Genomic DNA, 23,793 nt, shown 5'->3' on the forward strand with positions numbered 1-23,793 from the left:
AAATCGTTACAGATGAAATCCGGCGCCCCCGGCTGTGCCCGCGGGAACCGATGCGCCTCCGGGACGGCCGGCGCCGAGCCTAAACTGCCCCCGCCGAGCCCGGGCTGTGAACATCCGTCAGGCGCATGACGGCATCCGGTTTGGCGTCAGCTCCGGTTCCGCCAGACGCGGCGGCGGCGCACGGTCCCGTCATGGCCCTGCGCGCTGAACCAGCCACCCTGGAAATGATCGGTCACCTGCGGCAGGTCCGAGGGCTTGTCCTGGAAGGCCTCGGGCGCGGCGAAGTCGACGGTACGGTCCTGCGGCCGGTAGCCCAGCGCGGTCGCGACCGAGTTGTCCCACCAGGCCGCATCGGTGGCCGACATGCCGTAGACGGTGGTGCAGTCGATCCCGGGATGCTCAAGGCCGATCAGCACCAGCTGGGCCAGGTCGCGCGGGCTGATCCAGACCGCCAGGCCGCGGGCGTCGAAGGGCCGCTCGCCGGCATTGCCGATGCGGATCGCCAGGGTGCGGATCCCCGCCTTCTCGAAATAGACCCCGGCCTCCAACTCGCCCCAGCATTTGCTGAGGCCGTAGAGCCCGTCCGGGCGCATCTGGTCCTCGACCCCGACGCGGGCGTCGCGCGGGTAGAAGCCGGTCACATGGTTGCTCGACGCCTGCACCACGCGGCCGATGCCGGCACGCAGCGCCGCCTCATAGACATTGTGGGTGCCCAGCACATTGACCCGCAGCATGTCCTCGGCCGCGCGCTCATTCGGATAGCCGGCGAAATGGACGATGGCGTCGGCGCCCTCGACCGCCGCGGTCAGCGCCGCCAGGTCGGTGATGTCGACCGAGACCCAGCTCTCATGCTCCGCAAGCGGGCCGGGATCGACGATGTCGAGGATGCGCACCGCCTTGATGCGGCCGGCCAGTGCGCGGCGCAGGACCCGGCCGACATTGCCGGCGCCGCCGGTCAGCACGATCGACTTGGCGGACATAGCGCTTTCGGCGCCGGTGACGCTGCCGCCGGCCGGGACGGGTGAAATCAAGATTCAGACTCCTTCGAACATCCGCTGCCGGGCATTGAGGACATGCCGGCGCATGGCTTCGGCCGCGGCCCCGGCATCGCGCCGGCGGATCGCCGCGACGATCGCGACATGCTCGTCCTGTACCGCCCGGATCCGCTCCGGCGTCCGCATCCGGCTGAGATGCCGGGTGATGTTCATGCCGACGGCGATGTGCGAGGCCAGCGAGGACTGCACGGCGACGTGATAGGGGTTGCGCGTCGCCCGGGCGATCGCCTCGTGGAAGCGCCGGTCCTCGTCGGCGCCGAGCTCGCCATTGCCGAGACAGGCTTCGAGGGCCTCGAGCGCGTCCTCGATCTCGCGGAGGTCCGCCGCCTCCCAGCGCTCGGCGGCCAGCGCCGCGGCGACGCCCTCGAGGCCGGCACGGAACTCGAAGCAGCGCTGCACATCGGCCAGCGAGCGGACCTGGGCGAAGCGCAGCACTTCGAGATCCGGCTGCCGCCGGACATAGGAGCCGGAGCCCTGGCGCGAGACCACCAGCCCGTCCTGGCGCAGCCGGCCCAGCGCCTCGCGCACCACCGGCCGCGACGCGCCGAACCGCGCCGACAGCTCCGATTCCGACGGCAGCCGGCTGTTCACGGCGAAGTCGCCATGCGCGATCAGCGACACGATGCCGTCATAGACCACTTCGCTCAGCCGGGCCGGCGGCCCGCCGTCCCGCGGCAATAGGCCGGCATCGCCGTCCGTGCCACTCATGCCCGCCTTCCCCCCGCCGGCAAGTTGTCAAGATTGATCACGGCTGTGACCGCCTGGCTTTCATGCCGAATTGGTCCGCCACCGCGGGCTTTCCGCTGTTTGCGCTGCAGCAAAGCCGGGCGACAGAAAACGTCCTGAACAAGGCCATTCCGGTTGTGATTTGTCAATATTTGTAATATGACCGGAGCGGCAAAGGAAGCAGGTCGGCACGCATGGCGAAGCCGGACTCGACGCAGCACACAGGGGAGGGTCCCAGGATGGACGACAAGCTCAGCGCCTCGCCGCACGTGTTCGCCCGACGCATGGTCCTGAAGGGGCTCGCCGGGGTGGCGGCGTTGCCGCTGGCCGTGCGCCTCGCTCATGCGCAGGCCGCCAAGGGAGAGGCGCCCGACCTGGCGCAGCTGGCAAAGGATGGCAAGCTGCCGGCGCTGGCCGAACGGCTGCCGGCCAACCCGCTGGTGGTGCAGCCGTTGACCAAGGTCGGCACCTATGGCGGCACGCTGCATCGCGGCCTGCGCGGCTCGGCCGACCACAACGGCATCCTGCGCGTGGTCGGCAACCAGGGCCTGGTGCGCTGGGACCTCGGCTTCACCAAGGCCCTGCCGAACGTGGCGGAAAGCTGGGACGTCAACCCCGACGGCACCGAGTTCGTATTCCATCTGCGCAAGGGCATGAAATGGTCCGACGGCCATCCCTTCACCGCGGACGACGTCGTCTTCTCGATCGAGGATTGCGCCAAGAACAGCGAGCTCTACGGCTCGGTCCCGTCGCAGCTCACCATCGCCGGCAAGCCGGTGGTCGTCAGCAAGGTCGATGACGCGACGGTGAAGTTCACCTTCGCCGCGCCCTACGCCACCTATCTCGAGACGTTGGCGACCCCGCTGGGCCAGCACCCGACGCTGTTCGCCAAGCACTATGCCAGCCAGTTCCACCCGAAATACAACGACAAGGTCGACGATCTGGTGAAGCAGGCCAACCTGCAGAAATGGAGCGACCTGTTCCGCGCCAAGAACGGCGACATCGAGATCCCGCAGCGCTGGGGCAATCCGGAGAAGCCGACCCTCGACCCCTGGGTGGTCGTTGAGCCCTATGTCGGCGGCACCACCCGCGTGGTGATGAAGCGCAACCCGTATTTCTGGCAGGTCGACACCGAGGGCAACCAGCTGCCCTATATCGACGAGCTGTATTTCGGCATCTCGCAGGACGTCGAATCGCTGCTGCTCGACGCCATCTCCGGCAAGCTCGACATCCAGGAGCGGCACGTCAACCTGCTGCAGAACAAGCCGACCCTGTCGCAGAACCGGGAGAAGGGCGGATACCGGCTGATCGAGCTGGAGCCCTCCGCGGCGCAGCAATGCCAGATCTACCTGAACATCTGCCACAAGGACCCGAAGCTGAAGGCCTTCTTCGGCAAGAAGGAGGTCCGCCAGGCGCTGTCGCTCGGCATCGACCGGCAGGAGATCATCGAGCTGGTCTATTTCGGCCAGTCCGAGCCGTACCAGGCCGGGCCGCGGCCGAGCCATCCCTGGTATCACGAGACGCTGGCCCGGCAGTTCACCGAGCTCGACGCCGACAAGGCCGGCGCGATGCTGGACCAAGCCGGCTACGACAAGAAAGACGGCGACGGCTTCCGCCAGCATCCCGACGGCAGCAAGATCTTCTTCGCCATCGATGTCATCCCGACCCTCTATGCCGACCTGGTCGACGTGCTGGAGCTGGTGAAGCGGCACTGGGCGGCGATCGGCATCGACATCAAGGTCAACACCATCGAGCGCGCCCTCTACTACACCCGTGGCGACAGCAACGACCACGACGCCCAGGTGTGGCCGGGCCCGGGCGGGCTGGACCCGATGTTCGACCCGCGCGACTTCTTCGCCCAGCATCCGCAGGGCTCGCGCTACGCCATTCCCTGGACCCAGTGGTACGTCTCGAACGGCCAGTCGGGCGAGGAGCCGCCGGAGAGCCAGAAGCAGCGCATGAAGCTGTTCGACGAGGCGCGCAGCACCGCCGACCTCGACAAGCGCGGCGCGACGATGAAGCAGCTGTTCGACCTGACCGCCGAGGCCTTCGAGACGGTTGGCATCTGCCTCGCCGTCAACTCCTTCGGCGTGGTCAAGAACAACCTCGTCAACGCGCCGGAGAAGGAGCCGGATTCCTGGACCTGGCCGAATCCCGGCCCGGCCATGCCGCAGCAGTTCTTCTTCACCAGCTGACGCCCGGCGCCACCGGTCTTCCTCCCCCGCTCAGCGACCGTTCCGAGGAGAGCCCCGGATGCTCCGCTTCATCGCCAAGCGCCTGCTGTGGATGGTGCCCGCGCTCTTCGCGGTCAGCTTCCTCGCTTTCGTGCTGATCCAGTTGCCGCCCGGCGACTTCGTGACCAGCTATGTCGCGACGCTCGCCGCCTCGAACGAGATCGTCGACCAGAACGCGGCGGCGGCGCTGCGCGAGCGCTTCGGCCTGAACGACCCGATGCTGGTGCAATACGCCAAATGGATCGGCGGCATCATCACCCGGGGCGATTTCGGGCTCTCCTTCGAATGGCAGCAGCCGGTCAGCGACCTGATCTGGGAGCGGATGGCGCTGACCCTGGTGCTGACCCTGGCCACCCTGATCGCGACCTGGGCGATCGCGCTGCCGATCGGGGTCTATTCCGCGGTGCGGAAGTACTCGATCGGCGACTACATCGTCACCACCATCAGCTTCGCCGGGCTGGCGATCCCGTCCTTCCTGCTGGCGCTGGTGCTGATGTATGTTGCCGCCATCGAGTTCGGGCAGGACGTCAGCGGCCTGTTCTCGCCGGAATTCGAGAAGGCGCCCTGGAGCATCGCCAAGACCTGGAACCTGCTGCAGCATCTGTGGATCCCGGTGCTGATCCTGGCGGTATCCGGCACCGCAAGCCTGATCCGGGTGATGCGGGCGAACATGCTGGACGAGATCCACAAGCCGTACGTCACCACCGCCCGCGCCAAGGGCCTGTCGGAGTTCCGGCTGCTGCTGAAGTACCCGGTGCGGGTGGCGCTCAACCCGTTCATCTCCACTCTCGCCTGGCTGCTGCCGAACCTGGTGTCCGGCTCGATCGTGGTGGCGATCGTGCTGAACCTGCCGACGGCGGCGCCGCTGCTGCTGCAGTCGCTGATGGCGCAGGACATGTATCTCGCCGGCGCCTTCGTGCTGCTGATCTGCGCGCTGACGCTGATCGGGTCGCTGATCAGCGACATCCTGCTGGCGCTGGTCGACCCGCGCATCCGCCTCGAATAGGGGGCCTCCATGACCGACCTCGCGACCGTCGCGCCTGCCGGCCAGCTCGCCGTCGCCTCGCAATGGCAGCTGATCTGGTGGGCCTTCCGCCGCCACCGGCTGGCCATGGCCTCGCTGGTGATCGTGGTCATTCTCTATGTGATCGCGGCCGTGCCTGGTTTCTTCGCCATCAACGATCCCAGCCAGCAGAATGCCCGTGCGGCCTTCCACCCGCCGCAGGCGATCCACCTGTTCGACCGGGCCGAGGATGGCAGCCTGCAGGTCGGCCTCTATTTCCACCCGCACAAGCTGACCCGCGACCCGGAGACGCTGGCCGCGGTCTACAAGGAGGATCCGGCCCGCAAGGTCGCGGTCTCGCTGTTCGGCCGCGGCTACGAGTATTCGGTGCTGGGCCTGTTCACCACCAACATCCATCTCCTGGCCTCGGCCGATCCGAAGCAGCCGCTGTTCCTGTTCGGCACCGATCGCCTCGGCCGCTGCGTCTGGAGCCGGATCATGCAGGGCGCCCAGATCTCGCTGTCGGTCGGTCTGGTCGGCGTGTTCCTGTCGCTCGCCATCGGCCTCGTCCTCGGTGGCATCTCCGGCTATTACGGCGGCAGGCCGGACTTCGTGATCCAGCGCGTGATCGAATTCGTGCTGGCCCTGCCGACGATCCCGATCTGGCTGGCCATGGCCGCCGCCCTGCCGCAGGACTGGCCGGCGATCACCCAGTACTTCATGATCACGGTGATCCTGTCGCTGACCGGCTGGGCCCAGTTGGCCCGTGTCGTCCGCGGCCGGTTCCTGTCGCTCAGGACCGAGGAGTTCGTCACGGCCGCCCGGCTGGACGGCTGCAGCGAGGGGCGGATCATCTTCCGCCACATGATGCCGAGCTTCCTCAGCCACATCATCGCCTCGGTGACGCTGGCGATCCCGGCCATGATCCTGGCCGAGACGGCGCTGTCCTTCCTAGGCCTCGGGCTGCAGCCGCCGACCATCTCCTGGGGCGTGCTGCTGCGCGAGGCGCAGAACATCCGTTCGATCGCCACGGCCCCCTGGCTGTTCGCGCCCGGCGCCTTCGTCGTCGTCGCGGTGATGGCGCTCAACCTGCTCGGCGACGGCCTGCGCGACGCGGCCGACCCCTACAACAAGTGATGGCCGCGATGTCGACGCCCCCGGTGCCGTTCCCCGGCCGCCCCAAGCCCGTCCTGGCGGTGCGCGACCTGGTGACCCATTTCCCGACCCGTGCCGGGCTGGTCAAGGCGGTGGATGGCGTCTCCTTCACCGTCGAGCGCGGCAAGACCCTCTGCGTCGTCGGCGAGAGCGGCTCGGGCAAGAGCGTCACCGCCCGCTCGATCCTGCAGATCGTCGATGCGCCAGGCCGCATCGTCTCCGGCGAGATGGTGCTGAACCGGGCCGATGGCAGCAGCGTCGACCTGGCGAAGCTGCATCCGCGCAGCCGGGCCATCCGCCGGGTGCGCGGCCGCGAGATCGCGATGATCTTCCAGGAGCCGATGTCGTCGCTGTCGCCGATCCACACCGTCGGCGACCAGATCATCGAGGTGTTGCGCCTGCATCTAGGCATGAGCAAAGCCGCGGCGCGGGCGCGGACGATCGAGCTCTTGAAGCAGGTCGAGATCCCGCGGCCGGAGCGGGCGATCGACCGTTACACCTTCGAGTTCTCCGGCGGCATGCGCCAGCGCGCCATGATCGCCATGGCGCTGGCCTGCAACCCGCAGTTGCTGATCGCCGACGAGCCGACGACGGCGCTGGACGTCACCACCCAGGCCGAGATCCTCGACCTGATCAAGCGGCTGCAGGCCGAATACGGCATGGCGGTGCTGTTCATCACCCATGACATGGGCGTGGTGGCGGAGATCGCCGACGACGTGCTGGTCATGTATCACGGCAAGGTGGTGGAGCACGGCCCGGCCGACCGCATCTTCCACGCGCCGGAGGAGCCCTACACCAAGATGCTGATCGGCTCGGTCCTCAAGCTCGAGGACAAGGCCGAGATCCGCCTGAAGCGGCCCCCGCTGCCCGCCGACCGCCCGCCGGTGGTCGAGGTCGAGGGCCTGCGGATGCAGTTCGGCACCGGCAGCGCCGCCTTCGCCGCCGTCGACGGCGTGTCGCTGCAGGTAAGGGCGGGAGAAACGCTGGGTATCGTCGGCGAATCCGGCTCCGGCAAGACCACCATGGGGCGCTGCCTGCTGCGGGTCTACGACCCGACCGGCGGCGCCATCCGCTACCGCCGCGCCGACGACTCGGTGGTCGACCTGGCCAAGGTCGACAAGCCGACGCTGTCGGCCTGCCGGCGCGAGATCCGGATGATCTTCCAGGACCCGGTCTCCTCTCTCAACCCGCGCATGACCGTGGCCCAGGTGATCGGCGAGCCGCTGCTGGTCAACGGCATCGCCAAGGGCAAGGACCTCGACGAGCGCGTCGCCGGGCTGATGCGGCAGGTCGGCCTCGACCCCGCCTGGCGCGAACGCTACCCGCACGCCTTCTCCGGCGGCCAGCGCCAGCGCATCGGCATCGCCCGGGCCATCGCGCTGAACCCCCGCGTCATCGTCGCCGACGAGGCGACCTCGGCACTCGACGTCTCGCTGCGCTTCCAGGTGCTGGACCTGCTGCTGAAGCTGCAGGACGAGCTCGACCTCGCCTACATCTTCATCAGCCACGACATCGGCGTGATCCGCTACATGTGCGACCGCGTCGGCGTGATGTATCGCGGCCGGCTGGTCGAGATCGGGCAGGCCGACGAGGTCTGCGAGGCGCCGACCCACGACTACACGAGGGCGCTGATCTCGGCCGTGCCGCGGCCCGACCCGCGCCGCCGCAGCATCCACAACCGCATCCGGTACACCGAACCCTCCGAGCGGAGCCTTGCCCGATGAAGATCACCGACATCCGGACCTTCCTGATGCAGGCCGGCCCGCCGGACCCCGACAAATGGGCGACGGATGGCCGGCTCGGCGACGTGGCGATCCCGGAGGGTAAGCTCGGCGGCTTCCGCAATTGGCTGTTCGTCAAGGTCTACACCGATGCCGGCATCGTCGGCATCGGCGAATGCTCCGGCTGGCCGCGGGTGATCGAGACCGCGGTGCAGGACCTGAAGGCCCTGCTGATCGGCGAGGACCCGACGCATATCGAGCGGCTGTGGCAGAAGATGCAGGTCGCGACGATGGGGCATGGCATGCTCGGCACGGTCGGCGCCGGCGCCATGACCGGCATCGACGTCGCGCTCTGGGACATCAAGGGCAAGGCGCTCGGCGTGCCGGTGTGGAACCTGCTCGGCGGCAAGATGCGCGACCGGGTGCCGATCTACTCCCACGCCAACACGGCCGAGGCGGCGCTGGCGGTGAAGAGCCACGGCATCCGGACGATCAAATGCGGCGGCGTCGCCGACCCGGTGCGCAAGGTGGCGACGCTGCGCGAGGCGGTGGGCGACGAGGTCGACATCGCCATCGACCTGCACGGCCCGCCCTGGCTGACCCCGGCCGACGCGGCGCGGCTGGCGCGGGCGCTCGAACCCTACAACCTGCTGTGGATCGAGGACCCGATCGCGCCCGACAACCTCGACGGCTACAAGCGCATCCGCGATGCCGCCCATGTGCCGCTGGCGGCGGGCGAGCGCATGGCGACGATCTTCGGCGAGCGCGAGCTGATCGAGCGCGAGCTGGTCGACGTCATCCAGCCGGACACCGGCCGAGCGGGCGGCCTGACCCAGATGCGGAAGATCGCGGCGATGGCGGAGGCGCATCACATCATGATGGCGCCGCATTCCGGCTCGCTGGGGCCGGTCGCCGAATACGCGGCACTGCATCTGCTGGCGGCGATCCCGAACGGCCTGGTGCTGGAGCGGCTCGACGCCGACTGGCCGGGCCGGGCCCGGACCGTGGTGCCGCATCCGGTGCAGCAGGACGGCTCGATCGCCGTGCCCGAGGCGCCGGGGCTGGGCTGCGACATCGACGAGGATTTCGTCGCCCGCTTCCCCAGCGAACGCAACGTCGCCGTCTCCGGGTCCGACCTCTCCTACGCGCCGGGCACCCATCAGGAGCACGTCTATGTCCAGACGCGGCTCCGACGGGTGCCGTATTTCACCGGACGCTGACACGACGGGGTCGGCGGGCGGTTGACGAAGGCGGCCGCTCAGCGGAGCGGCTGAAGCGCCTGGGCGAAGCCGCCGACATGGCGGCAGGTGAGGGCGGCAGCCTGCCGCGCGGCCTCCAGGCAGGCGCCCGGGCTGCCGCCCGCCAGATGCGCGTCGATGAAGGCGGCGATGAAGGTGTCGCCCGCGCCGGTGGTGTCGACCACCTCGACCGGCGCCGCATCGGCCTCGACCATCGCGGCGCCGTCCGCGGCGACGCTGCCCCGGGCGCCACAGGTCACCACCGCGATCCGGGCGCCCCGGCCGAGGAACTCCCGGGCCAGCTGCCGGGCGCGGGCCCGGTCCTCTCCTGCCGATCCGAAGGCGATGGCGAGGCCTTCGGCGCCGGGGTTGACTGCGAGATCCTGCGAGATCGAAACGCCGGCGGCGGCAAGCTCGCGCCGCAGCGCGCCGCCATCGTCCAGCCAGCCGAGATGGACATGCCGCATGCATCGCAGCCGCGCCCGGTCGGCCTCCGGCGGCCGGTATCCGGCGCAGGCGCCGAAATCCTCGAAGGCGATCACCCGGTCGCCGGTCGGGTCGATGTCGAGATCGGTCACGGCGGTGCGGCCCGGCCGGACCAGGACCGGGCCGGTGTCGACGCCCCTCGCGGCCAGGCAGTCCAGCACGCGGCGGCCGTCCTCGTCGTCCCCGACGGCGCCGAAATATCCGACCCGGCGGTCCAGCCCGGACAGATGCACGGCCACGTTGACCGCATTGCCGCCGACCGCGGACTGCCCGACCGGCAGGTACCGGTCGATGCAGTTGTCTCCGACGGTCGCGACCTCGAAGGAGTCCATGCCGCTCACCGATCTCCCCTGCGCAGCCGAGATCATGCCCTCAATAGGCCACCCGCTTGTAGTAGCGCCGGGTGGTCAGCGGATGGTCCGTCAGCACTTCGAGATGGGCGCTCACCCGTTCCAGGGCGGCGGCCAGCAGGATCGGCGAGATCAGCGCCCGCACCTCGGCGGACAGGCCCGGCAATGCGAACCGGGCGGAATCCAGCACCAGCAGCCTGTCGGTATAGTGCCTGGCGAAGCGCTCGACCCGCTCGGCCAGCGGGCGAAGCTCGTCCTCGCCCTTGAGCAGGACGACGCTGACGCCGGGCTCGACCAGCTCGAGCGTACCGTGGAAGAAGTCCGACGCATGCACCGGCCGAGTCCGGATCCACTGCATCTCCTCCAGGATGCACATGCCGTAATAGAAGGCCTGGGGCCAGGCCGAACCCGCGGCCGTGACGATGTGGTAGGGCGCCTCCGCCAGGGCCCGAGCGAAGGCGCCCGCCTCCGGCTCGAACTCCCGCTTCAGCCCGGCCAGCAGCTGCGGCAGCCGGCCGAGCTCCGCGACGATCGCGGCCCGGTCGAGGCCTTCGCCGCGATGCTCCAGGACCGACAGCGCGATGAACAAGGACTGCAGGTAGAAGGATTCGCAGGAGGTGTCGTCCTCCGCGAAGTTGACGACCGCATGGTCGGCCTGCTCGGCCAGGGGCGTGCCGGCATGCCCGACCAGCGCCAGCACGGTCGCCCCGCGCGCCTTGCAGAAGGCCAGTGCCGCCACGCTCTCCGCCGTGGTGCCCGAGAGGGAGGGGATGACGACGATCGATTTCGGCCCGAGATGCTTCGACCCGGCCAGCACCAGCTCGGCCGTCGGCGGCGCGAAGACGGGAAAGGTCGAGCGCCGCTGCAGCAGCTGCAGCGCCGGCTGCATCAGGATGGCGGCGCCGCCGGTGCCCAGGAAGAACAGATTCTCGGCCCCGGCCCGCAGGCAGGCCTGGATCGCCGCGTGGATCTGCCCCGCGGTCGCCGCCGCGCCCGACTGGATCTGGATGTATCGCTGCTCGTCGAAATTCAGCATCGGCGCCTGGCCTCCCGGCTGGATGGTCATGTGGTTTCGTAGCAGCAAAGCTATTGTCAGACAACGCACTCGTGTCAGTCCAGTGAAGGCAGGACTTGACTGCGGTTGGGTTGCCCCGGATGTTGTCTGACGGCAGGCTTCGCTGGCCGCGCCGCGTTCCGGTCGAGGAGGGAGACGTTCATGGCCACCGCGCTTCGGGACGAGCGGGCGCTGAGCGTCCGGCTCCGGGACGAGATCACCGCCCTGATCGACCGCGGCCGGCTGAAGCCCGGCGACCGGCTGCCGACGGAGGCGGCGCTGACCGAGCGCTTCCGGATTTCCCGGCCGGCCCTGCGCGAGGCGTTGAAGCTGCTCGAGCAGGAAGGGATGGTCGAGGTCGTCCATGGCAAGGGCCGCTTCGTCTCCGCTGCCGCCGCGGTGCGGGTGAAGCGTCCGATCACCTGCTTCGAGAGCGTCACCGACATGGTCCGGCACTTCGGCTACACGCCGGAGAACAAGGTCCTGGACCTGTCGGAGGCCGGGGCGGACCAGGAGACCGCTGCAGCCCTCGGTATCCCCAAGGGCGCACCAGTTGTCAGACTGGAGCGGCTGCGGCTGCAGAGTGGTACGGCGATCCTCTACTCGGTCGATCTGGTGCCTCGGCCGATTCTTCCGGCTGAACTCTCGGCGCTCGATTGGGGCGGGTCGCTGTGCGAGCTCCTCGATCGGTGCGGCCACCGGCCGCGCGCCTCGGCTGCCACCGCTTCCGCCGGCCTCTTGCCGCAGGATGTCGTCGATTCGCATGGCCTCGCGGAGTTCGGGCCGGCCTTCCTGATCTCGGAGATCTGCTATTCGGCAACCGGCCGGCCGGTCCTCTACGCGCATGACTATCACCGCGGCAGCGCCTTCTCGTTCAGCTTCGCGCGTCGGTAGCCGCCTGTCTGTTTCGTGCTCCTCGACTTGTCAGTTGTCAGACAGTGTGCCTATGCTCGGCCAACCACACAATCAACCTATGGGAGGGAACATGTTCGGGAAGATTCTGTCGGGCGTCGCCGTCGTCGCCATGCTGGCCCTCGTCGGGTCGCCGGTCCAGGCGGGCCAGACGCTGGACCGGGTGATGTCAACCAAGGTGCTGAACGTCGCCACCAACGCGAACTGGCCGCCGCAGGGATTCCTCAACGACGCCAACGAGCTCGACGGCTTCGACATCGACATGGCCAAGGAGATCGCCAAGCGCCTGGGCGTCGAGGTCAAGTTCGACACGCCGGAATGGCAGGTGATGACGGGCGGCCGCTGGCAGGGCCGCTGGGACGTGGCGGTCGGGTCGATCACGCCGACCAAGCCGCGGTCCCAGGTGCTGGATTTCCCGGCGGTCTACTACTTCAGCCCCTATGTGTTCGTGGTGCACAAGGACTCGAAGGCCACCAAGCGGTCGGACCTGAACGACAAGGTGATCGGGGTCGAGACCTCGACCACGTCGGAGGATTACATCAACCGGCGGCTCGAGATCGACGCGCCCGACGTGCCGGCCTTCACCTATGACGTCGAGCCGGGCGAGGTTCGCACCTATCCGGGGTCGATCGAGCCCTTCGATGATCTGCGCCTCGGCGACGGCGTGCGGATCGACGCGATCGTGGCGCCGGAGCAGACGGCGCTCGGCGCCATCAAGAACGGCTATCCGGTCAAGGTGCTGCAGGGCGACTACGCCTTCTTCGAGCCGCTGGTGGTGGTCGCCGACAAGGGCGATGCGGAGTGGGACGCCAAGCTCAGGGAGGTCATCGGCGCGATGCGCGCGGACGGCACCATCTCCAAATTCTCCGAGAAGTGGTACGGCCGCGACTACAGCCAGATGACGGTCTCGACAGCCAAGTGACGTCCGGTCACCCGTTGCCGGCGCGGCCGTTCGGCGGCCGCGCCTCGTGACAGCCGTCCCCGGAGACTCCATGCCGGCCTCCTACATCGATACCCATTACAGCCGCACGCTGGCCACCGACGAGCGGTTCCCGGCCCTGTCGGGCAGGCTGAGCGCCGATGCCTGCGTCGTCGGCGGCGGCCTCGCCGGCATCACCGCGGCGCTGGAACTGGCGCGGCGCGGCCGTCAGGTCGTGCTGCTGGAGGGGCGCCGCGTCGCCTGGGGCGCGTCGGGCCGCAACGGCGGCTTCGTGTCGCCCGGCTACGCCACCGGCCTCGGCGCGATCGAGAAGCTGGCCGGCCGCGACGCCGCCGCTTCGCTGTACCGCCTGTCGATCGAAGGCGTGCGCATCGTCGCCGACAACATCCGCGACCTCGGCATCGCCGAGGCGGGACCCGTTCCCGGCATCATTGCCGCGATCCGCTACGACGGTGCGGCGGGCCTGCAGGCCTATCGCGACCGGATGGAGCGCGACTTCGGCCGCCCGCTGCGCTTCATGCCGCGCAAGGAGGTCCGGTCGCTCCTCCTCTCCGCGAAATATCATCAGGCGCTCTACGACGCCGATTCCTTCCATTTCCACCCGCTGAACTACGCCCGCGCCCTGGTCCGCGAGCTGCGCCGCCTGGGCGGGCAGGTCCATGAGGACAGCCTGGTCACCGGGGCGGCGCTGGACGGGCCGCGCAAAGTGGTGACCACGGCGGGCGGGCAGGTCGAATGCGGCGACGTCGTCTTCGCCGGCGGCGGCTACACCGATGCCGTCTGCCCGGCGCTGCGACGGGCCTTCCTGCCCATCGCCACCTACATCCTGCTGACCGACCCGATCCGCGACCGCGTCGGCGACGCGATCCGGACCAATGCCGCGATCGGCGACGACCGGCGGGCCGGCGACTACTACCGGGTCGTCGGGGGCGAGCGGATCCTGTGGGGCGGCCGCATCACCACGCGGACCAGCGACCCGCACGACCTGGCCGAAAGGCTGCGGCGCGAGATGGTGACGACCTATCCGCAGCTCGCCGACGTGCATGTCGAGATCGCCTGGTCGGGGCTGATGTCCTATGCCCGCCACCTGATGCCGCAGATCGGGCGGCTGCAGCCGGGCGTCTGGTACTGCACCGCCTTCGGCGGCCACGGCATGAACACCACGGCGATCGGCGGCAAGGTCGTCGCCGAGGCGATCGCAGGAGACGGCGACCGCTACCGGCTGTTCGAGCCCTTCGGCCTGGCTTGGAACGGCGGCCCCCTCGGGCGGGCGGCGGCCCAGCTGACCTATTGGACCTACCAGGCGATGGATGCCTGGCGCGAGCGCAAGGCCGCCTGAACGCCGGCCTTCGAGAACGGAGCGGGGAGACGATGTACGCGGACAAGGTCGAATATCCCCGCATTTCCACCAAGCCGGCCGTTTTCCTGCCGCTGGCGCTGGTCCTGTTCCTGGTGTTCTGGGCCTGCGGGCTGAAGGACACCTGGCTCGGCCAGATCGGCGTCGCCCTGATCGGCGAGCCCTCGGCCGAAGGCTGGGCCGGCAATGCCGCCGCCGCGGTGGTGGTCACCCTGGCGATGCTGGCGAATTTCTACGTCATCGTGTTCCTGCCGCGGCTCTGGCAGATCGGCGTGATCTGGGCCGAGCTCATGTTCTGGATCGTGATCTTCTTCCGCTCGTTCAACCTCAGCCTCGAATTCGTCGAGCGCAAGATCGGCTTCCTGATCACCCAGGGCGTGACGACGACGCTCTACGTCTCCGCCGCCTCGATCGCGATCGCCTTCGTGCTGGCCATGGTCGGGGCGATCGCGAAGCTGTCGCGCAACGGCATCGCCTATGCGCTCGCCACCTTCTACACCTCGATCTTCCGCGGCCTGCCGCTGCTGATGCAGGTCTACATCATCTATATGGGCCTGCCGCAACTGGGCTATGTCGTTCAGGCCGTGCCGGCCGGCATCGCCGCCCTGTCGCTGTGCTACGGCGCCTACATGACCGAGATCTTCCGCGCCGGCATCGAGAGCATTCCGCGCGGCCAGTGGGAGGCCGCACGGGCGCTGGGGCTGCCGCCGCATCTGGTGCTGCGCAAGGTGATCCTGCCGCAGGCGATGCGGGTCATCATCCCGCCGACCGGCAACCAGTTCATCGCCATGCTCAAGGACAGCACCCTGGTCTCGGTCATCGGGGTGTGGGAGCTGATGTATCTGGCCCGCACCCAGGGCCAGACCGAGTTCCGGCATGTCGAGATGCTGATCACGGCCTCGGCGATCTACTGGCTGATGTCGATCGTGCTCGAGCTCGGCCAGGCCAAGCTCGAGCGCAGCTTTAACCGGGTCCGGTTTCGCGGATAGGCCGGAGGGCCGCCGGCGCGGTGCGATATGTCAGCGTCCGCCGATGCCCCAGCGCGCGATCTCCTGCACCAGCGTCTCGCGGTCGGCGGGATCGAGGGCCGGCAGGCCCGGCAGCCGCACCGCCCCGGCCGGGAAGCCGAGCAGGCCCAGCGCCTCCTTGACCACGGTGACGTTGGCGCCGTTGCCGTAGCGGGTGCGCAAAGTCTCGAAGCGGGCGATCTCGCCGACCAAAGCGCGGGCCTTGGCATAGTCGCCGGCCTCCAGCGCCGCGTGGATCGCCAGCGACCGGGCGGGATCGACATTGACCAGGCCGGAGGTGAAGCCGCGAGCGCCGAGGGCGTAGAAGGGCGCCGCCCAGCCCTCCGCCAGGCCGCAGACCCAGACGGCGGTGCCGGCATCGCTCGACCGCACGCATTCGGCCAGCAGCATCAGGTTGGTGGTGGCGAATTTCACGCCGACGACATTGGGGTGGTTGGCGACCGACAGCAGGTCGGCCAGGCCCATGGCGTCGGACCGGACATAGGCGACCAGCGGCAGGTCGACCGCATCCGCGATCGCCCGGAAATAGGCGGCCTGTGCCTGGGGCGCGGCGAAGGGGTCGAGGGGCTGGTGCGACATGATCGCGTTCGCCCCGGCATCCTTGGCGCGGCGGCCCAGCGCGATCGCCTCGGTCAGCGACCGGCCGATGGCGGCGACGACGTTGCTGCGGCCCCGGGCGGCCGACACCGCCGTGTCGTGCACCAGCCGGACCTCGTCGGGCGACAGGGCGTAGAACTCGCCGGTGTTGCCGGCGGCAACGACATTGTGGATGCCGCCGTCAACGATGCGCTCGACGATGCGGCCGGTCAGGCCCGCGTCGACGCCGCCCTCGGCCGTATAGGCGGTCGCATGCACGCCCGAGATGCCGCACAGCGCGCGCCGCAGGCCGTTCTGGATATCCATTCTCAGCTACTCCTTCCGGCGCGCGAACGCCGTCTGCACATGTTGCCGGCCCGACCGCACGATGTGGTCGCGCATCGCCCGTTCGGCCGCGTCCTCGTCACGCGCTTCGAGGGCTGCGAGGATGTTCAGATGCTCGCCCAGGGCGCGCTCGCGCTCCTCCTGGTCGCCGAGCAGGAAGCGGCGGGCCGCCTTGTCGTAGACCAGCTGCCCCGCCAGCAGGCGCTGCAGGTAGCGGCAGCCCGAGGCGGCGTGGATGGTCTCGTGGAAGGTCTCGTTCAGCGCGATCAGCCGGCGCACCACGCCCGCCGCCGTCGCCTGGCGCATGCTCTCGCCGACCGTGCGCAGCTCCGCGATCGTCTCATCCGTGATTCGCGCCGCCGCCAGCCGCGCGATCATGCTCTCCAGCGCCGCGCGCGCCAGCGCCATCTCCTCGGCCTGGGCCGCGTCGAAGGTGATGCGGATGCCGCGGCGCGGCTCGGTCCGCACCAGCCCTTCCAGCTCCAGCCGGCGCAGCGCCTCCTTCAGCGGCGTGGTGCTGACCCCCAGCTCCGCCGCCGCCTGGCGCTCGTTCAGAAGAGAGCCGGTCGGCAGCTGGCCGGAGATGATCGCCTGGCGCAGCTGCTCGTGAACGTGCTCGCGCAGCCCCTTCAGCATGTTCGGGTCGATCGATGGCAGGGGGCGGTGCACGCTGTCCTCTCGTTGCATCCGGCGGCTTCCGGCACCGGCAATTTCTTGAGACTTGATATATCAGGTCCCATGAGGTTAAGTCTAGCCGCCGGGGCAAGGGAGGAGTGGCGGCGTGAAGATCGACCGTCTGCGGACCTATATGACGCGCGACAAGGACCGTCCGCGCCTGCTCGTCGCCATCGACACCGATGACGGCCTCACCGGCTGGGGCGAGTGCTACAACCACGGCCCCGACCGGGCGCTGGCGCCGCTGCTGGACTACCTGTTCACCTTCCTGCAGGGGCAGGACCCGCGGCGGATCGAATACATCGTCCAGTACCTGATGCAGCAGACGCGCTTCCCGCCCGGCGCGCTGACGCTGGCGGCGATCTCGGCGATCGACCACTGCCTGTGGGACATCTCGGCCAAGGCGCTCGGCGTGCCGGTCTACATGCTGCTCGGCGGCAACGCCCGTGACCGCGTGCGCGTCTATGCCGGCGTCTACACTGCGCCCGACGCGCCGGCCGCGCGCGAGGAGTTCGATCGCCTCAACGAGAATTGGGGCCTGACCGCCTTCAAGCTCAGCCCCTACCGTATCAACATCTACGAGAACCGCTGGGGCGAGGTGGTGCGCACCAGCGCGGAGTATTTCCGCTCGCTGCGGGAGACGGTGCGCAACGACTACGAGATCGCCTTCGACGCCCATGCCCGCATCTTCGAGCCGCACCAGGCGGTGCAGCTCGGCAACGCGCTGGCGCCCTACGACCCGCTGTTCTTCGAGGAGCCGATCCGGCCCGAGAACGTCGAAGTCTGGGGCGACATCAAGCGGCAGATGGCCTGCACCCTGGCGACCGGCGAGTCGCTATACAACCGCTTCGAGTTCCTGCGCCTGCTGTCCCATCGCGGGGCCGACATCATCCAGCCCGACATCTGCGTCGTCGGCGGCCTCCTGGAGATGCGCAAGATCGCGGCGATCGCGGAGGCGCACTACGTCACCGTCGCGCCGCACAACCCGATGGGGCCGCTGGCCACAGCGGTGAACCTGCATTTCTCCGCCGCGCAGCCGAACTTCCGCATCCTCGAATACCGGCTGCCGCACGGCCCGAACTACACCTTTGAGGCGGGCGGCGGCGCGGCGAAGGCCGATCCCTCGGCCGGCGCCTGGTACGTCAAGGACCCGTATCTCCCGCGCGACGGCTATCTCGAGCTGCGCCCCGACCGTCCGGGCTGGGGCGTCGAGATCGACGAGGAGGTGCTGAAGACCGACGGCTACATCCATTGGGAGCGGCGCGTCGGCCGCCGCCCGGACGGATCGTCGGCGTTTCCATAAACAACCAAGAACAGCGGGCATCCGCCCAACAGGGAGGACGAGAATGAGACTGTCCCTACTGGCCGCGACCGCGGCCCTGGCGCTCGCCTTCGGCCCGTCCGGGGCGCAGGCGGCGTCGCCGGCGAATGCGTTGGTGATCGGCACGCAGCTCAGCGCCGTGCCGTCGCTCGACCCGGCGGCGATCAACGCCCGCACCGTCTCCGAGATCGTCTCGAACCTCTACGACAACCTCGTGATGGTGACGCCCGACGACCTCCAGACGATCCGGCCGATGCTGGCCGAAAGCTGGACCGTCGCCGACGACAAGCGCAGCATCACCATGACGCTGCGCCAGGGCGCCACCTTCTCCTCCGGCAACCCGGTGACGGCGGAGGACGCTGCCTGGACCATCCAGCGCGTCATCAAGATGGGCCAGGTCGGGTCGACCGACATCGCGCTGTGGGGCTTCACCAAGGACAATGTCGACCAGCTGGTTCAGGCCAAGGACGAGCGCACTCTGCTGATCAGCCTGCCGCAGCCGGTCTCGACCGACCTCGTGCTCTATTCGCTGGCCGGCGCCTCGCTCGGCATCATCGACAAGAAGGCGGCGCTGGAGCATGAGCAGAATGGCGACCTGGCCCAGAACTGGCTGAAGGCCAACAGCGCCGGCAGCGGCCCCTACAAGCTCACCACTTGGCGGCCGAACGACATCCTGCTGTGCGACGCGCGGGCGGATTACTGGGGCGGCGCGCCGGCGATGAAGCGCGTGGTCATGCGCCACGTTCCGGAATCCGGCAACCTGCGGCTGCAGGTCGAGGCCGGCGACATCGATATCGGCCAGTACATGGCCAACAGCGACATCGAGGCGCTGAAGGCCAAGGGCGCCGTGGTCGATCCCGGGCCGGGCCTGGGCTTCTACTACATGGCCATGAACACGCAGGATCCGGACCTGGCCAAGCCCAAGGTGCGCGAGGCGTTCCAGCATATCATCGACTGGAAGCCACTGGCCGAGACCACGATGAACTTCAACGGCTTCCCGTGGCAGTCGATCATCCCGAAGGGCATGCCCGGCGCCCCGGCCGGCGAGCCGACCGGCTACCAGTACGATCCCGAGCTGGCCAAGAAGCTGCTGGCCGAGGCCGGCTATCCGGACGGGCTGAAGAAGACGCTGTACCCGTCGGGCGACGCGCTCCTGAAGATGGCGGTGGCGCTGCAGGCCAGCGCCAAGAAGGCCGGCGTCGAGTTCGAGGTCGTGCCGGGCGAGCACACGCCGGATTTCCGCGCCCGGAAATACCAGGTGCTGGTCGGCAATTCCGGCACGCGGCTGCCCGACCCGTTCGGCACGCTGGTGCAATACGCCTACAACCCGGACAACCGCGACGAGGCGAAGCTCGGCGGCTACTACCTGTGGCGCACGGCGCTGGACGCGCCGGAGCTGACCCAGCTGGTCACCCAGTCGAAGAGCGAGACCGACCCGGCCAAGCGGGCGCAGCTGTTCACCGAGATCGACCAGAAGTTCAAGGCGATGGTGCCGTCGCTGGTGATCGTGCTGCAGCGCACCGACCCCTATGTCATCCGCCAGGGGATCAGCGGCTATGTCGGCAACCCGACCTGGTCGACGCGCTGGCACGACGTGAAGAAGAACTGAGGGGCCGATGACGACGGTCGACACGTTCAACCGGCCGGCGCGCTTCCTGCGCATGCGGCGCCTGTCGGGCCGCACCCTGTCGGTCGTCGTCACCCTGGTCGGGCTGATGCTGCTGACTTTCTCGATGGGGCGGCTGCTGCCGGCCGACCCGGTGCTGGCGGTGACCGGGTCGGAGGTCGACAAGGCCACCTATGACCGGGTCTACCAGGAGCTCGGCCTCGACCAGCCGGTGTGGCAGCAGTTCCTGTCCTATGTCGGCCGGGTCGCCACCGGCGACATGGGTCGGTCGCTGACCACCGGCCAGCCGGTCTCGGCCGACCTGCTCAGCGTCTTCCCGGCCACCATCGAGCTCGCTCTGGTCGCCATCCTGTGCGGCACGCTGGTCGGGGTGCCGCTCGGCGTCGCCGCCGCGGTCAACCGCGGCAGGCCGATCGACCATGTCGCCCGGGTGGTCGGCCTGGCCGGCCATTCGGTGCCGATCTTCTGGCTGGGGCTGATCGCGCTGATCCTGTTCTACGCCAAGCTGCAATGGGTCGCCGCCTCGGGCCGGATCGACATCCTGAACGAAGGCATGGTCCCGCCGATCACCGGGCTCTTGCTGCTCGACACCGCGCTGCAGGGCGAATGGGACGTGTTCCGCGACGCGCTCGGCCACATCATCCTGCCCGGCGCCGTCCTCGGCTACTACTCGGTCGCCTATATCAGCCGCATGACCCGCAGCTTCATGCTGGAGCAGCTGGGCCAGGAATACATCGTCTCCGCCCGGGCCAAGGGCGTGTCGCGCCGGCGGATGATCTGGGCCCATGCCTTCAAGAACATCCGCGTCCAGCTTCTCACGGTGCTCGCGCTCACCTTCGGCGGGCTGCTCGACGGCGCGGTGCTGATCGAGACGGTGTTCGGCTGGCCCGGCCTCGGCCAGTACCTCACCCGGGGGCTGAAGATGAACGACATGAACGTGGTGATGGGCGCGGTGCTGCTGATCGGCATCACCTTCCTCGTCATCAACATCATCTCCGACCGCCTCTACCGCATCCTGGACCCGCGCACCCGATGACCGCGACCTTCAGCGCCCCCCAAGGCGGGCTGCGCGCCTGGCTGAAGACGGATGCACCGCGCACCGTCTTCCAGTCGGCGATGCAGCAGCTCTATCGCGGCTGGCGGCGCTTCGCCGCGCATCCGCTCGGCCTTGCCGGGCTGGCCGTCATCCTGCTGCTGGTGATCGCAGCGGTCGCGGCGCCCTGGCTCACCTCCCACGACCCGATCGCGCAGGACATGGTGAACCGCCTGCAGGCGCCCTCCGCGGCGCATTGGTTCGGCACCGACGAGTTCGGCCGCGACGTCTTCGCCCGCGTCGTCTACGGCGCGCGGACGACGATCTACATCATCCTGCTGGTCACGGTCATCGTCGCGCCCATCGGCCTCCTGATCGGCGCCTGCGCCGGCTATCTCGGCGGCTGGGTCGACGAGGTGCTGATGCGAGTCACCGACATCTTCCTGTCCTTCCCCGGCCTGGTGCTGGCGCTGGGCTTCGCCGCGGCGCTGGGCCCCGGCATCACCAACGCCATCATCGCCATCGCCCTGACCGCCTGGCCGCCGATGGCGCGACTGGCCCGGGCCGAGGCGCTGAGCCTGCGGAAGGCCGACTTCATCGCCGCGGTGCGGCTGCAGGGCGCGTCGAAGACCCGCATCATCACCCGCCACATCCTGCCGATGTGCCTGCCCTCGCTGGTGGTGCGCCTGACCCTGAACATGGCCGGCATCATCCTGACCGCCGCCGGCCTCGGCTTCCTCGGCCTCGGCGCGCAGCCGCCGCTGCCGGAATGGGGCGCCATGGTCTCGACCGGGCGCGAATTCATGATCGACTGCCCCTGGGTGATCACCGCGCCCGGCATCGCCATCGCCGTGGTCAGCCTCGCCTTCAACCTGGCCGGCGACGCGCTGCGCGACGTGCTCGACCCGAGGTCCGGCGAATGAGCAGCCCCCTGATCGAGGTCCGCAACCTTGGCATCGCCTTCGGCCGCGGCGCCAGTGCCGTGCCGGTGGTGCGCGGCGTGTCCTTCACCCTCGGACGCGAAAAGCTCGGCATCGTCGGCGAATCCGGCGCCGGCAAATCGACCGTCGGCCGTGCGCTGATGCGGCTGCTGCCGCCCGCCGCCCGGGTGACGGCCGACCGCATGGCCTTCCGCGACACCGACCTGCTGGCGGCGAGCGAGCGGCAGATGATGGATCTGCGCGGCCGGCGCATGGGGCTGATCCTGCAGGACCCGAAATACTCGCTGAACCCGGTCGTGCCGGTCGGCGAGCAGATCGCCGAGGCCTGGCGGCTGCACCACAAGGGGCCGGCTCGCGAGGCGCGCGAGCGCACCCTGGCGATCCTCGAGGCGGTGAAGATCCGCGACCCCGCCCGGGTCGCGCGGCTCTATCCGCATGAGATCTCGGGCGGCATGGGCCAGCGCGTGATGATCGCGATGATGCTGATCGCCGGACCGGACGTGGTCATCGCCGACGAGCCGACCTCGGCGCTCGACGTCACCGTGCGGCTCGAGGTGCTGCATCTGCTGGACGAGCTGATCGAGAGCCGCGGCCTCGGCCTGATCCTGATCAGCCACGACCTCAACCTGGTGCGCCGCTTCTGCGACCGCGTGGTGATCATGTATGCGGGACAGGTGATGGAGATCCTGCCGGCCGCCGATCTGGAGCGGGCCGAGCATCCCTACACCCGTGGCCTCCTGGCGTCGCTGCCGTCGATCCATCGTGCCCAGGACCGGCTGCCGGTGCTGCGCCGCGACCCGGCCTGGCTCGGGGGGACGGGAGGCACGCCATGATCGAGGTCCGCGATCTCGTCGTGCGCTTCGCCGCCGACGCCCCGCCGGCGGTGGCCGGCGTCTCCTTCGCCGTCGCCGCGGGCGAGACCTTCGGCCTGGTCGGCGAATCCGGCTGCGGCAAGTCGACGGTGCTGCGCGCCTTGGCCGGTCTGAACACCGATTATGGCGGGGAGGTTCGGCTGGACGGCACCGTGCTGCCGCCGCACCGCCCGCGCGCCTTCTTCAAGCGGGTGCAGATGGTGTTCCAGGACCCCTACGGGTCGCTGCATCCGCGCCAGACCATCCAGGCCCAACTGCTGGAGCCGCTGCGCAACCAGGGCATGGCCCCGCCCGCGGATGCGGTCGGCGCGGCGCTGGATTCGGTCGGGCTGCCCCGTACGGCGGCCTTCCGCTACCCGCACCAGCTGTCCGGCGGCCAGCGCCAGCGCGTGGCCATCGCCCGCGCCCTGATGCTGCAGCCGGAGGTGCTGCTGCTGGACGAGCCGACCTCCGCCCTCGACGTCTCGGTGCAGGCCGAGATCCTGAACCTGCTGATGGATCTGCGGGCGCAGCGGGGCCTGACCTACATCCTGGTCAGCCATGACCTCGCCGTGGTCGCCCATATGTGCCACCGCATCGCGGTGATGCAGGGCGGCCGCATCGTCGACGGCTTCGACGCGGCGACGCTCCGGGCCGGCACGCCGGCGCACCCCTATACGCAGGAGCTGCTGACCGCCAGCGAGGCCTATGGCGAGGCACCGGCCGGCTGAAGCTCACTGAGCGGAGCTTGCGGTGCCGGCTCGCAGTGATATCTATTATCCAGCGATCCAGGAGAGGCCAATGCCCCGCAGCTTCGCACTTGGTGAGCGCTTCGAGGAGATCCGTCAGCTGCTCGCCGAGGCCGAGGGCGACGATCTGATTCCCGCCGACCAGGTCTTCGACGAGTTGCGTCGCCGGTACAAGGGGGTGGCCGCCGGCGATGCTGGTGAGTCTTGACTGCCATCGGACAATCCGATCCGGCCGAAAGCATCTCGCTCTAATACCAGCTGCCGTTGAGATCGACTCTCCAGCCCTTCCCCGTCATGGCGAGGCGCGCAGCGCCGTGGCCATCCAGAGATCGAGCCGCTGGATGGCCACGCCCCTTCGGGGCTCGCCATGACGGGTTAAGATTGAGGCCGTTGGTCTGATACCAACGGCCCTAGAT

Annotated in this window: 22 protein-coding genes; 16 read left to right on the top strand and 6 right to left on the bottom strand. The window is 69.1% G+C overall.

All coding sequences use genetic code 11. From position 1 onward, the window contains the following. Nucleotides 1-146: 146 nt before the first annotated feature. Together FFK22_RS05180 and FFK22_RS05185 are read right to left on the bottom strand one after the other, a co-directional pair. Entirely contained in the window at nucleotides 147-1,031 is an 885-nt protein-coding gene (locus tag FFK22_RS05180) for an NAD(P)-dependent oxidoreductase (RefSeq protein ID WP_221938399.1), read from the bottom strand. Between the two features lie 3 nt (nucleotides 1,032-1,034). After that, entirely contained in the window at nucleotides 1,035-1,763 is a 729-nt protein-coding gene (locus tag FFK22_RS05185; RefSeq protein WP_138888988.1) for a FadR/GntR family transcriptional regulator, read from the bottom strand. Nucleotides 1,764-2,020: 257 nt separating this feature from the next. On the opposite strand from FFK22_RS05185, the gene FFK22_RS05190 reads away from it, so the two are divergent. The 5 genes from FFK22_RS05190 to FFK22_RS05210 are packed head-to-tail and all read left to right on the top strand — an operon-like array spanning nucleotide 2,021 to nucleotide 9,114. Beyond that, entirely contained in the window at nucleotides 2,021-3,976 is a 1,956-nt protein-coding gene (locus tag FFK22_RS05190) for an ABC transporter substrate-binding protein (protein WP_138888987.1), read from the top strand. 58 nt (nucleotides 3,977-4,034) lie between these two features. Continuing rightward, nucleotides 4,035-5,021, top strand: a complete 987-nt coding sequence (locus FFK22_RS05195; protein WP_138888986.1) for an ABC transporter permease — start codon at nucleotides 4,035-4,037, stop codon at nucleotides 5,019-5,021. Nucleotides 5,022-5,030: 9 nt separating this feature from the next. Beyond that, nucleotides 5,031-6,155, top strand: a complete 1,125-nt coding sequence (locus FFK22_RS05200) for an ABC transporter permease (protein WP_138888985.1) — start codon at nucleotides 5,031-5,033, stop codon at nucleotides 6,153-6,155. Nucleotides 6,156-6,163: 8 nt separating this feature from the next. Further along, entirely contained in the window at nucleotides 6,164-7,897 is a 1,734-nt protein-coding gene (locus FFK22_RS05205; RefSeq protein WP_138888984.1) for an ABC transporter ATP-binding protein, read from the top strand. Continuing rightward, nucleotides 7,894-9,114: a mandelate racemase/muconate lactonizing enzyme family protein gene (locus FFK22_RS05210; protein WP_138888983.1), complete on the top strand. Its 1,221-nt coding sequence runs from the start codon at nucleotides 7,894-7,896 to the stop codon at nucleotides 9,112-9,114. Before FFK22_RS05205 ends, FFK22_RS05210 begins: the two co-directional genes overlap by 4 nt. 38 nt (nucleotides 9,115-9,152) lie before the next feature. Here FFK22_RS05210 and FFK22_RS05215 read toward each other — a convergent pair whose 3' ends face one another. Together FFK22_RS05215 and FFK22_RS05220 are read right to left on the bottom strand one after the other, a co-directional pair. Next, nucleotides 9,153-9,950 carry a PfkB family carbohydrate kinase gene (locus FFK22_RS05215; RefSeq protein ID WP_138889043.1) on the bottom strand — a complete coding sequence of 266 codons (798 nt, stop codon included), beginning with the start codon at nucleotides 9,948-9,950 and terminating at the stop codon, nucleotides 9,153-9,155. A 40-nt stretch (nucleotides 9,951-9,990) separates the two neighbouring features. Further along, nucleotides 9,991-11,034, bottom strand: a complete 1,044-nt coding sequence (locus FFK22_RS05220; protein ID WP_221938400.1) for an SIS domain-containing protein — start codon at nucleotides 11,032-11,034, stop codon at nucleotides 9,991-9,993. A 150-nt stretch (nucleotides 11,035-11,184) separates the two neighbouring features. On the opposite strand from FFK22_RS05220, the gene FFK22_RS05225 reads away from it, so the two are divergent. The 4 genes from FFK22_RS05225 (at nucleotide 11,185) to FFK22_RS05240 (ending at nucleotide 15,220) form a co-directional block, all read left to right on the top strand. Then, nucleotides 11,185-11,916 carry a GntR family transcriptional regulator gene (locus FFK22_RS05225; protein ID WP_138888982.1) on the top strand — a complete coding sequence of 244 codons (732 nt, stop codon included), beginning with the start codon at nucleotides 11,185-11,187 and terminating at the stop codon, nucleotides 11,914-11,916. A gap of 91 nt (nucleotides 11,917-12,007) precedes the next feature. Then, nucleotides 12,008-12,856: a transporter substrate-binding domain-containing protein gene (locus FFK22_RS05230; RefSeq protein ID WP_221938401.1), complete on the top strand. Its 849-nt coding sequence runs from the start codon at nucleotides 12,008-12,010 to the stop codon at nucleotides 12,854-12,856. A 70-nt stretch (nucleotides 12,857-12,926) separates the two neighbouring features. Further along, a complete protein-coding gene (locus FFK22_RS05235; RefSeq protein ID WP_138888980.1) occupies nucleotides 12,927-14,213 on the top strand; it encodes an FAD-binding oxidoreductase in 1,287 nt (428 codons plus the stop codon). A 32-nt stretch (nucleotides 14,214-14,245) separates the two neighbouring features. After that, on the top strand, nucleotides 14,246-15,220 hold the full coding sequence (locus FFK22_RS05240; protein ID WP_138888979.1) for an amino acid ABC transporter permease: 975 nt from the start codon (nucleotides 14,246-14,248) through the stop codon (nucleotides 15,218-15,220). A gap of 30 nt (nucleotides 15,221-15,250) precedes the next feature. Here FFK22_RS05240 and FFK22_RS05245 read toward each other — a convergent pair whose 3' ends face one another. Together FFK22_RS05245 and FFK22_RS05250 are read right to left on the bottom strand one after the other, a co-directional pair. Further along, a complete protein-coding gene (locus tag FFK22_RS05245; RefSeq protein WP_138888978.1) occupies nucleotides 15,251-16,162 on the bottom strand; it encodes a dihydrodipicolinate synthase family protein in 912 nt (303 codons plus the stop codon). Nucleotides 16,163-16,168: 6 nt separating this feature from the next. Next, nucleotides 16,169-16,849 carry a GntR family transcriptional regulator gene (locus tag FFK22_RS05250; protein WP_221938402.1) on the bottom strand — a complete coding sequence of 227 codons (681 nt, stop codon included), beginning with the start codon at nucleotides 16,847-16,849 and terminating at the stop codon, nucleotides 16,169-16,171. A 112-nt stretch (nucleotides 16,850-16,961) separates the two neighbouring features. On the opposite strand from FFK22_RS05250, the gene FFK22_RS05255 reads away from it, so the two are divergent. From FFK22_RS05255 to FFK22_RS42720, 7 genes are all read left to right on the top strand, one after another. After that, a complete protein-coding gene (locus FFK22_RS05255) occupies nucleotides 16,962-18,158 on the top strand; it encodes a mandelate racemase/muconate lactonizing enzyme family protein (protein WP_138888976.1) in 1,197 nt (398 codons plus the stop codon). A 43-nt stretch (nucleotides 18,159-18,201) separates the two neighbouring features. Beyond that, the gene (locus FFK22_RS05260; protein WP_138888975.1) at nucleotides 18,202-19,785 is read left to right on the top strand and encodes an ABC transporter substrate-binding protein; all 1,584 of its coding nucleotides are present in this window, start codon (nucleotides 18,202-18,204) and stop codon (nucleotides 19,783-19,785) included. A gap of 7 nt (nucleotides 19,786-19,792) precedes the next feature. Then, entirely contained in the window at nucleotides 19,793-20,839 is a 1,047-nt protein-coding gene (locus FFK22_RS05265) for an ABC transporter permease (protein ID WP_138888974.1), read from the top strand. Beyond that, nucleotides 20,836-21,759, top strand: a complete 924-nt coding sequence (gene nikC, locus FFK22_RS05270; RefSeq protein WP_138888973.1) for a nickel transporter permease — start codon at nucleotides 20,836-20,838, stop codon at nucleotides 21,757-21,759. The genes FFK22_RS05265 and nikC overlap by 4 nt, the downstream gene beginning before the upstream one ends. Further along, the gene (locus FFK22_RS05275) at nucleotides 21,756-22,610 is read left to right on the top strand and encodes an ABC transporter ATP-binding protein (protein WP_138888972.1); all 855 of its coding nucleotides are present in this window, start codon (nucleotides 21,756-21,758) and stop codon (nucleotides 22,608-22,610) included. Before nikC ends, FFK22_RS05275 begins: the two co-directional genes overlap by 4 nt. Beyond that, complete coding sequence (locus FFK22_RS05280) at nucleotides 22,607-23,359, top strand: ABC transporter ATP-binding protein (RefSeq protein ID WP_138888971.1); 753 nt, start codon at nucleotides 22,607-22,609, stop codon at nucleotides 23,357-23,359. The genes FFK22_RS05275 and FFK22_RS05280 overlap by 4 nt, the downstream gene beginning before the upstream one ends. Before the next feature lie 70 nt (nucleotides 23,360-23,429). Beyond that, a complete protein-coding gene (locus tag FFK22_RS42720) occupies nucleotides 23,430-23,585 on the top strand; it encodes a hypothetical protein (RefSeq protein ID WP_186002316.1) in 156 nt (51 codons plus the stop codon). Nucleotides 23,586-23,793: the final 208 nt, after the last annotated feature.

Origin of the sequence: Mycobacterium sp. KBS0706 (genome assembly GCF_005938675.2) — a bacterium.
Taxonomy (GTDB): Bacteria; Pseudomonadota; Alphaproteobacteria; order DSM-16000; family Inquilinaceae; genus Inquilinus.